This window comes from Acinetobacter sp. SwsAc2, assembly GCF_013391465.1.
GTDB classification, from domain to species: domain Bacteria; phylum Pseudomonadota; class Gammaproteobacteria; order Pseudomonadales; family Moraxellaceae; genus Acinetobacter; species Acinetobacter johnsonii.
Genome location: NZ_JACBEZ010000015.1, coordinates 59,262 through 73,354 on the forward strand (window position 1 = coordinate 59,262; position 14,093 = coordinate 73,354).

A 14,093-nucleotide genomic window follows, 5' to 3' on the forward strand; every position below is an offset into this window, starting at 1 on the left:
GATCGGATTTGCGTATAACACCGTTTTTCTATTTGACTGGTGACACCGCTGTGAAACTCATTCTTGCACCAATGGAAGGCTTAACCGACCCAATCATGCGTGATGTTCTCACGTCTGTAGGTAGCTTCGACTGGTGTGTGACCGAGTTTATCCGTGTGACCAATTCGGTCTTACCCGATCATATTTACCACCAGTATTGCCCAGAATTACTCAATGGCGGAAAAACGGCGGCAGGAACACCCGTGCATGTGCAGTTTTTGGGCAATGACCCTGAAATGCTGGCTGCCAATGCCATCCGTGCGGTGAAACTCGGTGCACCCGCCATTGATATGAACTTTGGCTGTCCAGCCAAAACCGTGAACCGTCACCGTGGTGGCTCTGTACTCTTAGATGAGCCAGAAGTAGTGCATGAACTGGTCAAAACCGTGCGTGATGCGGTTCCTGCACATATTCCTGTTTCTGCGAAAATGCGCTTAGGCTATATGGACCGACATTTTATGTTGGACAATGCTCATGCCATTGAAGATGCAGGTGCAGCATGGGTTACCGTGCATGCACGTACCAAAGCCGATGGTTATACCCCACCCGCTTTTTGGGATCAGCTCCGCCCGATTCGTGAAGCATTGAAGATCAATGTGATTGCCAATGGTGAAATTTGGAACAATGCAGACGCGAAACAGTGTCGCTTAGAGTCTGGCTGTGAAGATTTGATGATTGGACGTGGTGCCGTGACCATACCTGATTTGACCCAATGTATTCGTCAAAATATCGACACACCTTTGCTGACATGGAATGAGCTACTAACCTTACAAATCCGTTTCTTAAACGGCGGCTATAAAAAAGAAATGAATATGGTCGGACGTTATAAGCAATGGCTTGGCATGATGTCTAAACACTATCCAGAAGCCAAAGCCCTCTGGGATGAAGTCAAACGTATCAAGCCGCTGGATGACATTATTCTTAAACTAAACGCAAGCTCAACTTAATCCGTTCGCGCAACGATCGCGACATAAGTGGGTAAGTTCCACGCACCACCTGCAAAGCCTTTACATTGCTGCGATTGTGCCTGATAACTAAGGACAAAAGCCTTTCCATTCCAAGCCCACTCTGAACTAATACCACAGTCAGCAATACCCCGACCTTTTTGCTCTGAGAAAATCTGCGCCTCACTAAAACTTGAGCCTGATGTCGTGACTTGCTGCTGAATCTTTTGTAATGCTTTGTCCATAACCCAGTAGCCTAGACCTTCATTGTACGCTCCACGCCAACATGGCACTTGAACCACCACTTGCTCTGCATTCAGCGGATAGACTGAAACCCGATCTTCCTCAAAAAATCGTGCCTCATAGAGATTTGGACAGTCTTGTTCATCTGTTTTTGCTTTTAACTTTTTAAAGAGTTGATTGGCAATTTTACTGTCCACGGCAAAATGACTGGCAACTGCAGGTCGATATCCCGTAATACCAATTTTAGGGATGGCTTTGGGTTGTAAAACATTTTGCTCAGACTGATTGCCTTTTTGATATACCGCGTTCGGTGTATTTACACGTTTTTGTATATCATCCATTTTGAGCAAAACTGCATTTGCCCCAGCAGTTGAAATTTGCCATTGCTGTGCTTGGGTCGTGAGACGAATATCTTCTGCGCCTACCAAAGCCTTTAGCAACTGCGCACTTTGAGCACTGGACAGTTTCGCGGTACTTTTCTTGGCATCGATGGTTAGGTTCCCTAGAGATGTTCCTCCTACATTTAAACTGGCTTCAGTATCCTGCGTAAACTCCTCAACCACTTGAATTTGGCTGAGTACCGCACTGCCTGCACCTGCGGGACGAGAAATCAGTAATGAAACTGGATGACCAAACTGAGCATCACTTTGATAACCCACCGCGCGGCACATACCCGTATTATCACAGGCAAGCTCCCAGTCTTTATGCATAAAATAGTTACCCGTTTCAGCATGAGTCAACTGGCTCAAGGCACTCATCAGCAACACACCAATAATGGGACTATTTCGTTTTATGATCTTATTATTCAACATATGCACTCACTCCACTTTAGAGGAATATAATCTTGCACTCAAAAACTTCGGCTTTGCACGATACCTGTATAATTTAAACAATCTTCAACGCGAATCCGTTGTACTTTCGACAGCTGATCTAGATCAAACCAAGCATAGGCCGTATGTTCATCACTGAGCCTGATCTCAGCAGATGCAGCCAGATGGCATCTAAAAATAAAGGCATGCGAGGTCACTGCCGCATGAAAGTACACACCCGACAAATACTCTATCTGAACCTGACAACCGAGTTCTTCTTGGCACTCACGCAGCAAAGCCTGATGAATGGTTTCTCCCATATCCAAGGCTCCACCTGGCAGCCCCCAAGCCTGATCGGCATAATTGGCTTTCAGTAATAAAACCTGCCCTACAGCATTGGTTAGCACCGCATGAGAACTCAGTCGGTAAAAGTCTTGAAATGCCATAGATACCTTCTTCTTAAGTTGTTCATGTTGTCATTAAAACATAACTCACTAAAACTGAGGTGGCTCGATCTGTGCCAAAGCCAAAGCTTTAGTCGAACTCAGTCTGGAAAATAAATCGGCTTTGACATTTTAGTTTCAAAGTCCACAGGCACCGAAATATGCTGATGGGCAACCAACCACTCACCTGCCGTTTTTTGAAAACATAGGGTGATTCTGCACCAAGGAATCTCTGGAGTTGCAACACCACTGGCATGATCCAATTTAGAATAACAATGTAAAAAAGCTAAACCGTCACGACTAAAAATATTGATGTTACGCCTAAACACTTTGATTTCCCCCTGAAAAAATGGGGCATATCGTCTCCACAATTCTTGATAGGCTTGCACACCTTGCAGCTCAAACCCAATATCAAACAAGCTGACATCACTCTGACAAAGACGAATGATATTTTGTACATCCATTTTACAAATGGCATCATCCCATTGTTTGAGTTTGAAGATAATTTCATGCCCTGCATGCTCATCTCCAACTAATCGAAAATCCACATCGCCCTCCCACACTACAAATCAAACTGCATAAAAAAACGCGTGCGCCATCCATAGCAAACACGCGGTTTTCTTCAATTCTTAAAACAAGCAAAATATGTAATCTGATCTTAAGTCGTCAAATCCTTAATCGTGGTACTTGAACCATTGTTTTTGACCGATTCAATGCCTTTGTCTCGGGATTGCTCACTGGCATAAAACTGACTGGTACCAATAATCTGATGATTGGCAGCCTTTAAGTTAAAATAAGGTTTGCCATTTTTGGCTTCTAAGCGTTCATAACGCGTATCATCGGGGCTGTTTTTTTGCACCGACTCAATTCCATTATGTGCTGACGCTTTTGCTTTATACAGTTCACTGGTCAAAATGACCTCGCCATTTCCCGCTTTTAAAACAAAGCGGTATTGGCCATCATTTGCCTGACTTACTTCGTACCATCCTGACATAAGCTCACCTATTGTTATTTTAAAGTGATTGTAGATCCACCAAAACCGAATAAAAAATCATCCAATTTCATAAAATATAAATGACTTCTTTTATAAAAAAAAGTGCATTTACTACCAGCCCAATTTTTATTTTTTTAAAATAACAGCGCTATATGAATAACGCATGACAGCCTCAAACCGTTTAAATGACACTCGATATCGGCCCAATACGGCTTGGTACTCTTCCTAATTCTATGCTTTTAATACCAATTTGCTATAACTACTTTTTGGCATTTCAATAATTTCTACACAAATTTGTACCGTTAAATCCTGAGGAGCGGTAAAGTTTTGCTGCAAGGTTTTAAGCAATTGGCTCGAAATGGCACACTTGGTGGCTTCATCTCGTCCGCTTAATAAAGACACTTTGGCATGCAAATAAGCCTGTGCATCACCATCCACCCCAATCACAAAATCGGACTGTCGAATGGCACGACTTTTGATGTCATTACCCGATTGTACAAACTGACCATCCAGCAAAGCTTGGTTTAACGCCAATAACATCGGCTTAACTTCAAGGGTGTCGATATTGTCTGAATATTCAAGGTGGATATGTGGCATAGCGTATTCTTCAACAAGTTTTTATCTTTATAGCATGCTGTGCGGGTGTTTCAACGCTTAATGTCTTTTCAAAATGGCTGAAAAAACAAAAAACGGAGTCCAATTGACTCCGTTTTAATCTCGAACTGCAAACTCAGCGGATTAGGCTTTTTTCACATACTCAGATTTCAGTTTCATCGCACCGACACCGTCAATTTTACAGTCAATGTCATGACCATCTGCGGCATCTGGCAGTAAACGAATATTTTTCACTTTGGTTCCGACTTTCACCACCGATGACGAACCTTTAATTTTTAAATCTTTAATCACCGTTACCGTGTCACCGTCAGCAAGTAAGTTGCCGTTGGCATCTTTAATTGCTACCACTTCTTCAGTTGCTTCTCCCTCTTTCCATTCGTTTGAACATTCAGGGCAGATCAGCAAGTCACCATCTTCATAGGTATATTCGGACTGGCATTTTGGGCAGTTGGGTAAAGACATAAAAACCTCAAAAATAAAAAAATAAGCAATTCACATTGCTCAAAACGCCAATATAGCATTTTTCAGACAAAAACGATGCGAATCACCTATTTATTTTAAGGCTTTAGCCTTGTCACGGGATGAATAAAATAAAGCCTAGGAAAGTATAAATTTTCCCTGTAATAGCATCAGCTCAACACTTACTTTTGTTCCAAACACTGCTTCAAAATCACCACATGGTTATGCTGTTCTTCTTTGGCTGCGGTGAGTAACGTGATCTGCTCACGCACTGCCAGTTGGCGCAAATCATTCAACTCGGCGGGATGTGCTTCCAGTTCTTTCATATAACGGACTTTAAACTCATCCCAGTGTGCCACCATGTCTTGGTGATACCATTTCCGTAGTTCATTGGATGGTGTGAGAATTTTTGGCCATTCATCTATTTTGGCCTCAAGTTTTGAGACCCCTCGAGGCCACAACCGATCAACTAAAATCCGTTTGCCATCCTCTGCCTCGACAGGCGCATAAATTCGCTTCATGCGTATTGGCATGCAAAACTCCTTTTAAATCTATGGTGCAACTTGTTTTATTGTTCAACGATGACGAAGCACTATTCATCAGGAATGTCTGGATTCACTAAAAAAGCCAAGAGTTGCAACGACTCTTGCCAACCTAGATAACAGCCATCGACAGGAATCACATCGGGCAAACCAGACTGCGTAATATGAACCTCTGTACCGACAGATACTTCTTTAAATTCAACACGCACTTCAATTTTACCTGCAAGTTCAGGTACATCGAACTCATCGGTATAGCGTAATAAACTGTTTTCAACGATTTCATGATAAGTGCCATGAAATGAATGCTGCATGCCTGTACTGAAGTTGGTAAAGAACATACGATATTGACCACCTTCACGCAGATCGAACTGATCGACATGTGCGGTAAAGCCATGTGGTGCCATCCACTTGACTAAAGCATCTGCAGTGGTAAAAGCACGATAGACGCGCTCGACGGGCGCACTAAATACGCGGTGTAATTGGACGCTATTTGACATGATTTTTCTCGTTCTTTTCAAATATTCAGATTTAGTTTAGAACGCTCAACCCCACATACTGTATTTTTTTTGTGCATCTTTTTTAAATAGCCAAACGTGGCCAGCTGTCTTTTTCTACCCACCAACAAAAAAAGCATGTTTTTCAACATGCTTTAAATTTGACCATTTTTTAGGCTTGACCTTGCTCATAGTCCTCATCATCTTCGTCGTCATAGACATAGGCCATACAGCCCCAGCCATCATATTCACCACCAAACTGTTCTGCAATTTTAGTAAACCATTGTTCTAAGTCGACAATGTCTGAATACTCAGGTTCCATGTACACATAGATGGTAATAATCCACTCAGATACATCACTTTCTTCATCGACAAACAAAGTGATTTTTTGCTCTTCTTGTAATAAATACAACGCACACTTTTCTGCTTGTGACTGCTCTTGAAAGGCAATCGAATATTCTATTTCATGCGGTTCAGATAGGTCGTCGCCATCCTCAGCCATTTGCCAAAGTACATTTCCGTTATCATCATCTGGATATAATTCATAATCACGTGTCATGCGTATGTCCTTGTTATCTTTTTAGCCAATATATCGTTGGCAAGTGACAAAATAGTGACTTCAACATAGCATATTTTGCTCATTTTTATAGCAGTTACATCTGATTTTTCGAAGGTTGTTTGGACTTTATTTCACGCAGACTTTGCCAGATTATTGTAAAACCCGATGCTCAACTAAAATGTCCGCTTGAAACTGTAAATCACTGCTTTTTAGGCTTTCTAATAGAGCCGCAAATTTAAGTTCTTCTAAGCGTAAAGCCAGATAACTCTCTTGTATCTGAGTATGACCGAAAGCCACACCATAGTGATTAATGAGGGTAAAGTCATCCTGCAAAGCTTGAATCAAAAGGCCAAGATTGTCTTTGCTCACACGTTGTAAATAAAAGTCTGCTTTCGTATTAAATAACTGTGAAACCAACACCATCATCGATAGTCGTCGATGTTCATCCATAAAGGCGCAGGTCACAACGTCGTTTTGCTCAACCGCACGAATCACTTGTTGCCGGACTTTTTGTAAATGACCGGCCGCATCTGTTTTCCCATAGCCTTCGATGAGTTCATCTAATAACTGCTCCGAAGGCAGTTGATAACTCTGGCTGTAGGTTTCAATTTTATGATGTAAGGCCTTTGATATTTCAGCCAGATGTTGTCGTTCTTCAGCCATGTGAAAAAAAGCACCCAGTTTTTCTCTGGCGCGCAGCATGCTCATTTCTTTGGCTTTACGCTCATATTCCGTTAAAAAGTGATGTACTTTTTCGATGCGCTGCCGACATTGTTTAAGCATTTGTTCAGCATCAAATTTGACTGTTTCAGCAAACAATTCAACTTGGTTGTGTCGTTCAATGACATAGTGTTCGACATCAATAATTTCTTGGTAAGGACTCAAAGTTTCATTGCGTTGTCTGAGTGTTCCAAGCTCAATTCTTAAACTGGTCAGCCGGTGTTGTAATTCACTTTGCTGCTGTTCATAAACTTCTAAACTGTTTCGACTGCGCTCTAAATTACTTTCTAAGGATTCAATCTTCTTTTTTTGGGCAAGGCTGTGTATTATTTGCCCGCATATAACCGCACACAGCAGGACAAGAATGACAGCGAATACATAAAGCATGGTCTATCTCCCTACGGGAACGTCATTTTTCTTTTAAAGACTCCGCTGTAAGAACACATGAAATTCGAACAGTAAGCCTTGGAACAGACAAACATATTTTCATTCAATTTCAATCAATCGTGACTATGGCCAAAAAGTCAAACTCAAATGTTAATTTCCACAAAGATAAGCACACTGGATAAAACTGCACTTACACAACTTACGCTAACGGTTTTTTAAACTGCCCGATATCCCAAATTTTAAGTATTTCTCAAAATATAGGTAAAGTGTGACACAGTTAAAATGGCACACTTCCATGAATCGCAACCGCTTTTCCACTTAAAGGCTGCTGAAAGGCGAGAAAACTGGCATGTAAAGCCATACGTTTTAATGGACTTCGTGTCGGCTCAGGGTGATACAACTTATCCCCTGTAATTGGATGCCCAATATATTGCATATGTACACGGAGCTGATGCGAACGCCCCGTAATTGGGGTCAGTAAAACTCGCGTAATATCGGTCTCAGTATCATAGCTAAGTGCTTGATAAAGTGTTTTTGCAGGTTTGCCCAACTCAAAGTGCACGATCTGCCGTGGTCGATTTTCCCAGTCAGTAATCAGTGGTACTTCAACACTGCCTTCAGCATCCAACTGGCCTTGAACTAAAGCAATATAGTGTTTATCCACCGTGCGGGCTTGGAACATTTTGCTGACGGCAACTTCGGCATCGCGGTGCTTGGCAAACATTAAAATCCCCGAGGTCGCCATATCTAAACGATGGGTAATTTTGGCATGTGGATACTGGGCTAAAACCCGTAAATAGGCACTGTCTTGGTGTTCTGGTAAACGCCCTGGTACAGACAACAAGCCCGCAGGCTTTTCAATTACCACCAAATCATCGTCTTCATAAACGATCACCAAGTCTTCTTGGGGTGGTGCATAAATAAAGTTGTCATTTAGAGCCATAGGAATAACAGCATAAAAAAGCGAGCGCGAAAAATAGCAAGCCGTGTTTCTGCTGTCAATCATTCAAGAAATATGGAAAACAGCCTTAATCCTAGGCGTCCATCACTCCATATAAGCCAGCTTTTTAGCAGGGCTGATTGGATTGAAAGCTTAAAATAAAATGATGTAAGTGAAACTACAACAGCAGGATTTTTCGATTTTCGCGGGAAATATTAAAATTTATTTTTTTGATTTATCTTTTATTCGAGTTCAAATTTTTTAGGGTGTCTGGGAAAACATGTTGTTTACTTCAACTATCATAACTTTGTAAGTGATGATCTTATAGCCTATAAACTTTTGATTTATAGCGTCCTAAGCCGAATCAAGACCTTTTGGGTAAGTACTACTCACGCGTTTTGCGCCACTGGTAGCATGCTACTCTTTTCGATCCCGTCACACCCTTGAGATATAATTTAACAATCCAAGGGCGGGATTGTTTCCCGAAGATAAAGTCTTTTCGGCTATTTTTGGAAAAAAATCTTGGCTTTCAGGTTATCTAAAAAATATTTTCCCAAATGCAGAGTATTTATGATTTTTTTCTCACATAAAAGCACTTTTCTCAGGATTTTATTTCTTTGCTGCATCACAGATGAGAAATTCAACTTCCTGCACAGACCTGCATCAGCTGAATGAGATTCCCGCAGGTATCATCAAAGACTGCAACTTTAACTTTTCCTGCCCGCATCGGTTCACTGGTAAAGCGTACCCCTAAGTTTTTGAGTCGCTCATATTCCGCATCTAGGTCATCCACTTGAAAAGAAGTATAGGGAATCAGGTCTGCTTTAATTGCAGCTTTAAACGGCTGTGCCGCAGGATGTGCATCAGGCTCCAGTAGCAGTTCAACACCTTCAGGACTTTCGGGGGAAACCAAAGTCAGCCAACGATAATCCCCCACAGGTACATCATGTTTGACTTTAAAACCGAGTTTTTCTGTATAAAACTGACAGGCTTTTTCTTGGCTATCGACCATGATGCTGGTGACATATATTTTCATTGTTGTTCCATATTTTTTATCAGACTTTTAATGGTTATAGCAGAACTCTAAGCGTTCCAATGTTATCAAATCGCAATTTTTTTAAAGCCGTTTTCGCAAACCAAAGCGCCAATTTGTTTTGGCACAGTTAAAGCAAATATTTGGATAAATTCGGGGCAATATAGAAGTTTAAAATGGAAGAAAATATTTGAATGGACCTGTCTTTTATCGTGTTGTTTTTATCATGTAGTTTCTAGGGATCAGGAGATAACTTCAACGATTAAAACTGGGTAAGTTCTAAACTTTTGCCTATAAATGGATAATCTATAGCGTCCTAAGCTGAATCGAGACCTTGTGGGTAAGTACGACGCTGATCTGATAGATAACGAGTCGCAAACTACTCTTTTCGATTCCTGTGCCCTTAAACGTTATATTAAGCAAATTGGTACGGGATGAATTTTCGAAGATTGGCTAATTTCAAGCGATGATGAAAAATATTTCCATAAATAAAACTAAATTTGATAAAGATATTCATCATGACACTTAAATCATCTATTTCATCGCATAAAAATGAACTTGTATCATTTTTTACACCATCATTCCAGAACGTTTAAGTCGCCATATAGCCTTGCAACCATGTTGCAATAAACCACCACAAACTGATCGCAGACATACCACAGAGTAAATTGGCAAGCACCTTTTGCATATTGCTGAGCTGAGACAGATAGATTTTTCGGTTAATTACATACGCAACCACAGCTAAGGCTCCACCGATTGCACCACCAATCATCACTAAAAACAAAGGCCAACCTGCCATCAAATGAGCAGCCGTACTCAGCTTAGGTTTCTCTTCAACACTCAAGGCCAGTTCTTTATTTTCCATCTCTTTCCCCTATACATGATCAAGCAGTCATGTGACTGATGCCTCAGACTCACGTCACTTATAAAAGTGCATTTTGAGATATAAGTTAGCAAAAACTAAGCCAATACTATTCAAGACTCAGATCATCGATGTCTTGAATTTTGCTCAAATACAGTGGAGCAAAATTCACTTTGCTCCATGTTTCTTTAAATTTAGGGTCACTATCCGGGTCTTTATTGAGATTTTCTCTGACCAGCTTCTTAGCGGTGAGAAAATTGACACTGGTTTCGCTGTTCACATAAGGGCCGAAATTATCGGAGCTGTCATAGCCAATCAGACGCATATCACGCCCCTCTAAACGGAACTGATAGGCCCAATATCCATAACGGCCATGGGCATAATGTAGTTTTAACACGCCTTTTTCGATAGAGGGCACCAACTCAGGCGCAAAGTACACACCGCCATCTTCATTTTCTGAAGAAAACAGTGACAGGTTCTGAACGACTTTTTGGTAGTGCCCTTTGGTATTCAACAGCACAATCACACCACGGCGGTTGCGGTCTAGTTTTCCACGGTATTCATCGGTGACCCATTGTTTCGGATCTGTACCTTTGACGATTAAAACCACATCTTTTAAACCATCTTTGTTTAAGTCCCCTTGCACAACCTCATACACCGTATATTTTGCGGGAAGGTAAGCTTGGTATTGGTTGGTCGCTTTTTGCCGCTGAATGTTCTCAGCGCTTAAGTTTTCAGCACAGAGATTGGTGGATATACCCAACATTGCAGCGAACATTAGAGAAGTTTGAATGAACTGTTTTTTCATAGTTTTCTTAATTTTTAAAATAAAGTAGTTAAGCGAGCACGCTAATGAATGCCTCATTTTTGGCATCTGTACTACAGATTAGCATTTATCAGAAGCCTATTTATAGGATGCTCTACAATTAAAACAGATGACCGTATCAGTGTCATATTTTGATTGCTGCCGCTGAAAACTTTCGGCTAAAGTGACGGAAGACCATTCAAATACGTTTCATCATGAAAACTAAAACTGCCCTGCTGATGCTGTGCCTTGCGCTTTCCCTCAGTGCATGCAAAGTGTTAAAAACACATATCGTTAAAGTCACCAGCTCAACTGAAGCACAGCCAAATGAAGTGTTATTAAAAACCACCAAAGGCTATGTATATTTATCGACACAGAACATGACGGATAAACAAAAGCACATCCTAAAAAATCTGCGTCCTTTTCAGTGCTTAGAAATTAAAACACCTGAACAATTTGCTATGCAAAACCGAGTAGTGCGATTTTCTGACTTTAAAATTCGTGCTTTAGTCGAAGCTGACCGAGAGTGTCGAAAAATTAAGGTCACGACCCGAATTGAAATTCATTAATGTTGTAATGCTTAAAAAGTTGAACATCCATATCTAACAATGGAAAGCTCTGCATAATTTGCAGAGCTTTTTTGCTTTTGGCTATTTGAAACAACACTTGTCACAACCTTCGACTTTTTCTCTGGGCCAGTTCATTCTTGCCCGTTTATAAGCCAGCTCATAATTGGCAAAATAACCAATTAGAATTTGATCCTCCGAGCTGGGTAAGTCTGCACAGCCTAAGGACGCATTATGAATATGATGGATGCCTTTTTCACTAGGCTGTTCATTTACAATAAATTTTATCATTTACAGCTCCCCGAATAATTTTTATAAAGTTCAACCACAAACAAAACCATACAAAAAGTATGTATTTATAAAATTAAACGGATGCCGTATAAAAATCAATCATTATTTTAAAAGTGAAACTGACCTCTAAGTCATATCAAGTTAAAAGAATTGATGTCCATATAACCGAAAAATTAGCCATGCTATCTTTAAATTTAGAGGCCCAGCAACACCATAAGAAAACTGCTGAAACTATAAAGGTGTGCTGATACTTTGTTGTTTTTTACGTTTAAACCAACGTACGGCCCAAATCGCCAAAATAATGCCCACAATCACCACCAAGACTGGAACCAGTAGTGACAGCACGGACAGTAAAACGGCTCCGACCCATTCCACTGTAGACACCAGTGGGTTGGCGACCCCGCCCGTCGTCGCGGTTGAAACCCCTCGGACAGCAACGGTACTCATTTGCACGGCGCCTGCTGTTCCCCCACCGACAATAATTGCTGCGGCCCAACTGGCAAACTGCGACATTTCCCCGCTGCTGACCGCCATAGTGGTGAGTGTTCCTGCGACCATCGCGGCTGGCGTTGCAATGGTGTCTAAAGCGTTGTCTACCCATGGTATGTAATAAGCTGCGATTTCACAGACAGTTGCAATAGCTAAGGCAATGCATACCGATGGCATGCTTAACCATTCAAAACCTTGCATGGGCTCGAACCAACCCATAATAGATGCAAGGCTCATGACCAAGAGTGGGACAAAAACACGAAAGCCACAGGCCGCACTTAAGCCAATGCCGATACAAAGTCCTAATATGGTTTCCATGTGCTTTTCCTATGTGGCTTAAGTTGGGATACTTTTATCTTTTTTATAACTTAGCAAAAAGCCCTATCGGGTGATAGGGCTTTTCTTTTAAACAGTGGGTAACTGTTAAATCTTGGGCTTAGGCATTCTTATTGTTAAATTGATTGCCTTGGCATTTGGTACACGGGGGTAAACGATCTGTACCAATTTCTAAGTAGACGCGGTGTCCGCATTGAACACAAAAATAGAAGCCTGTTCCAGGTTTTTCGCCAGCAGTAACCATTTTTGTTCTCCATATGTTTAGAAAATGGTCTTACTAGTATATGCCTTTTATGATGAATGTCTATTGATCATTTCGACAAATGATGATGGCATTTGGGCAAGAAATAATTTCCCTAGAAAATCTAAACGCCTTACAAGGTGTTAGTCACCCAATTTTCGATCTGCAATCCATCGACACGCAAAAATTCTTTTTCATTATTGGTCACCATCACCCAATTATTCGCACGTGCATGCGCGGCAAGCCACAAATCATTCGCACCAATAATCTGCCCTTTAGATGAAAGGTCTTGGCGTATTTGCGCATAGTGATCAGCGACATATTCATCTAACTCAACCACTTGAATCATTGAGGTTAATTCATCTATCACTTTAAGGGCTTTTTCTTTTTGCTGACTTTTCTCTGCACCAAAACGCAACTCCCCCAAAGTAATGACTGAAATTAAAATATTTCGATGTGGGAGATGTTTTTCAAAATGCTGACGGACAATTTCAGGTTGATGTTTGATGATGTAGATACAAATATTCGTATCCAATAAATATTGTGTCTGCATTAGAACTCTTCTCGTTCCTGTGGTGGTTCATCCACTCTTTCTTCTGCATAAAAGTCATTCGGCATTTGCGCTAATACTTTAAATAACCGATCTACGGTGACTGGCTTTTCACGCAGAATCACGTCATCGCCACGACGGAAAATTTCGACTTCTGTACCTTCAAAGCGAAATTCTTTGGGTAAGCGAACAGCTTGGCTTCGACCAGTCATAAAAACTTTTGCGGTAGTCATAAGGCTACTCCATCAGTTTTGATATATACCTTATGATAGGTATTTATTGAGTGTTTTTCAAGCGAATTAAATTTAATGAATTTGAGGTACTTCAATAACATTCACAGTAAATAAATTCAAAATATCATCTCTATCCATGAAAATAATTTGGCTTCTGCGATTTGCATCTAATTTATTACCTAACCAGTTTCTTGCTGCTTTTGTGATTTCACCGCCTGCAATGATATAAGCATGATCTACCAATACTCTTTTATTTGTTTCAGGATCGAAAATTTCATGCCCCAACATCATCGTTGTTTGGTTATAAATTTCAGCAATATTGTGGTTGCTAGCTTTGGAAACACCTGAAGAATCTAGTTTTCCTTTCTTTACCTGGGCAGAGTAAAACTTGAAGTGCGACATAAACCACCTAATTAATTTAAAGGGTTTATGGAGTATATAAAATTGTCATACCATCATCTTAACTTTGAAGATCGTACTGCATTAATGCTTGAGTCAA

The 14,093-nt window shown here is 40.8% G+C and carries 21 protein-coding genes and 1 pseudogene; 2 read left to right on the forward strand and 20 right to left on the reverse strand.

The window, feature by feature from the left end; genetic code table 11:
- Nucleotides 1-50 precede the first annotated feature (50 nt).
- Entirely contained in the window at nucleotides 51-986 is a 936-nt protein-coding gene (locus tag HYI04_RS08605; RefSeq protein ID WP_010327408.1) for a tRNA-dihydrouridine synthase, read from the forward strand.
- On the opposite strand, the gene HYI04_RS08610 is transcribed toward HYI04_RS08605, so the two are convergent.
- The 14 genes from HYI04_RS08610 to HYI04_RS08675 form a co-directional block, all read right to left on the reverse strand.
- Nucleotides 983-2,038 (reverse strand): DUF1176 domain-containing protein, encoded by a 1,056-nt coding sequence (locus tag HYI04_RS08610; RefSeq protein ID WP_010327409.1) that lies wholly within the window; start codon nucleotides 2,036-2,038, stop codon nucleotides 983-985. The genes HYI04_RS08605 and HYI04_RS08610 overlap by 4 nt on opposite strands.
- Nucleotides 2,039-2,076: 38 nt before the next feature.
- On the reverse strand, nucleotides 2,077-2,481 hold the full coding sequence (locus HYI04_RS08615) for an NUDIX hydrolase (RefSeq protein ID WP_010327410.1): 405 nt from the start codon (nucleotides 2,479-2,481) through the stop codon (nucleotides 2,077-2,079).
- Between the two features lie 98 nt (nucleotides 2,482-2,579).
- Nucleotides 2,580-3,026 (reverse strand): nuclear transport factor 2 family protein, encoded by a 447-nt coding sequence (locus HYI04_RS08620; RefSeq protein ID WP_004695230.1) that lies wholly within the window; start codon nucleotides 3,024-3,026, stop codon nucleotides 2,580-2,582.
- 110 nt (nucleotides 3,027-3,136) lie between these two features.
- Nucleotides 3,137-3,472: a YegP family protein gene (locus HYI04_RS08625; protein ID WP_004695228.1), complete on the reverse strand. Its 336-nt coding sequence runs from the start codon at nucleotides 3,470-3,472 to the stop codon at nucleotides 3,137-3,139.
- A gap of 231 nt (nucleotides 3,473-3,703) precedes the next feature.
- Nucleotides 3,704-4,069: a 5-carboxymethyl-2-hydroxymuconate Delta-isomerase gene (locus HYI04_RS08630; protein WP_010327411.1), complete on the reverse strand. Its 366-nt coding sequence runs from the start codon at nucleotides 4,067-4,069 to the stop codon at nucleotides 3,704-3,706.
- A 141-nt stretch (nucleotides 4,070-4,210) separates the two neighbouring features.
- Complete coding sequence (locus HYI04_RS08635; protein ID WP_004695225.1) at nucleotides 4,211-4,549, reverse strand: zinc ribbon domain-containing protein YjdM; 339 nt, start codon at nucleotides 4,547-4,549, stop codon at nucleotides 4,211-4,213.
- A 179-nt stretch (nucleotides 4,550-4,728) separates the two neighbouring features.
- Nucleotides 4,729-5,079 carry a DUF488 domain-containing protein gene (locus tag HYI04_RS08640; RefSeq protein ID WP_029575101.1) on the reverse strand — a complete coding sequence of 117 codons (351 nt, stop codon included), beginning with the start codon at nucleotides 5,077-5,079 and terminating at the stop codon, nucleotides 4,729-4,731.
- A 59-nt stretch (nucleotides 5,080-5,138) separates the two neighbouring features.
- Nucleotides 5,139-5,585, reverse strand: a complete 447-nt coding sequence (locus HYI04_RS08645) for an SRPBCC family protein (protein ID WP_010327413.1) — start codon at nucleotides 5,583-5,585, stop codon at nucleotides 5,139-5,141.
- 169 nt (nucleotides 5,586-5,754) lie between these two features.
- Complete coding sequence (locus HYI04_RS08650) at nucleotides 5,755-6,141, reverse strand: ribonuclease E inhibitor RraB (protein WP_004695219.1); 387 nt, start codon at nucleotides 6,139-6,141, stop codon at nucleotides 5,755-5,757.
- Nucleotides 6,142-6,291: 150 nt separating this feature from the next.
- A complete protein-coding gene (locus HYI04_RS08655; RefSeq protein WP_010327414.1) occupies nucleotides 6,292-7,248 on the reverse strand; it encodes a DUF5660 family protein in 957 nt (318 codons plus the stop codon).
- Nucleotides 7,249-7,525: 277 nt separating this feature from the next.
- Complete coding sequence (locus HYI04_RS08660) at nucleotides 7,526-8,191, reverse strand: RluA family pseudouridine synthase (protein WP_029575102.1); 666 nt, start codon at nucleotides 8,189-8,191, stop codon at nucleotides 7,526-7,528.
- A 637-nt stretch (nucleotides 8,192-8,828) separates the two neighbouring features.
- Nucleotides 8,829-9,224: a VOC family protein gene (locus tag HYI04_RS08665; RefSeq protein WP_010327416.1), complete on the reverse strand. Its 396-nt coding sequence runs from the start codon at nucleotides 9,222-9,224 to the stop codon at nucleotides 8,829-8,831.
- A 589-nt stretch (nucleotides 9,225-9,813) separates the two neighbouring features.
- Complete coding sequence (locus HYI04_RS08670) at nucleotides 9,814-10,086, reverse strand: hypothetical protein (RefSeq protein WP_010327417.1); 273 nt, start codon at nucleotides 10,084-10,086, stop codon at nucleotides 9,814-9,816.
- A gap of 106 nt (nucleotides 10,087-10,192) precedes the next feature.
- The gene (locus HYI04_RS08675) at nucleotides 10,193-10,891 is read right to left on the reverse strand and encodes a hypothetical protein (protein WP_010327418.1); all 699 of its coding nucleotides are present in this window, start codon (nucleotides 10,889-10,891) and stop codon (nucleotides 10,193-10,195) included.
- A gap of 212 nt (nucleotides 10,892-11,103) precedes the next feature.
- Between HYI04_RS08675 and HYI04_RS08680 the strand changes: the two genes are divergently transcribed.
- Nucleotides 11,104-11,457, forward strand: coding sequence for a hypothetical protein (locus HYI04_RS08680; protein WP_010327419.1), 354 nt, complete (start codon nucleotides 11,104-11,106; stop codon nucleotides 11,455-11,457).
- Between the two features lie 81 nt (nucleotides 11,458-11,538).
- On the opposite strand, the gene HYI04_RS08685 is transcribed toward HYI04_RS08680, so the two are convergent.
- The 6 genes and pseudogenes from HYI04_RS08685 to HYI04_RS08710 form a co-directional block, all read right to left on the reverse strand.
- Nucleotides 11,539-11,745: a hypothetical protein gene (locus HYI04_RS08685; protein ID WP_004695205.1), complete on the reverse strand. Its 207-nt coding sequence runs from the start codon at nucleotides 11,743-11,745 to the stop codon at nucleotides 11,539-11,541.
- A gap of 231 nt (nucleotides 11,746-11,976) precedes the next feature.
- Nucleotides 11,977-12,552, reverse strand: coding sequence for a DUF4126 domain-containing protein (locus HYI04_RS08690; RefSeq protein WP_010327420.1), 576 nt, complete (start codon nucleotides 12,550-12,552; stop codon nucleotides 11,977-11,979).
- Between the two features lie 118 nt (nucleotides 12,553-12,670).
- Nucleotides 12,671-12,814 carry a zinc ribbon-containing protein gene (locus HYI04_RS08695; protein WP_004695201.1) on the reverse strand — a complete coding sequence of 48 codons (144 nt, stop codon included), beginning with the start codon at nucleotides 12,812-12,814 and terminating at the stop codon, nucleotides 12,671-12,673.
- Nucleotides 12,815-12,944: 130 nt separating this feature from the next.
- A complete protein-coding gene (locus HYI04_RS08700) occupies nucleotides 12,945-13,364 on the reverse strand; it encodes a type II toxin-antitoxin system VapC family toxin (RefSeq protein WP_010327421.1) in 420 nt (139 codons plus the stop codon).
- Entirely contained in the window at nucleotides 13,364-13,594 is a 231-nt protein-coding gene (locus tag HYI04_RS08705) for an antitoxin (protein ID WP_010327422.1), read from the reverse strand. Before HYI04_RS08705 ends, HYI04_RS08700 begins: the two co-directional genes overlap by 1 nt.
- Before the next feature lie 72 nt (nucleotides 13,595-13,666).
- Nucleotides 13,667-13,972 (reverse strand): annotated as a pseudogene (locus HYI04_RS08710) (hypothetical protein); the annotation flags it as partial.
- Between the last annotated feature and the right edge of the window lie 121 nt (nucleotides 13,973-14,093).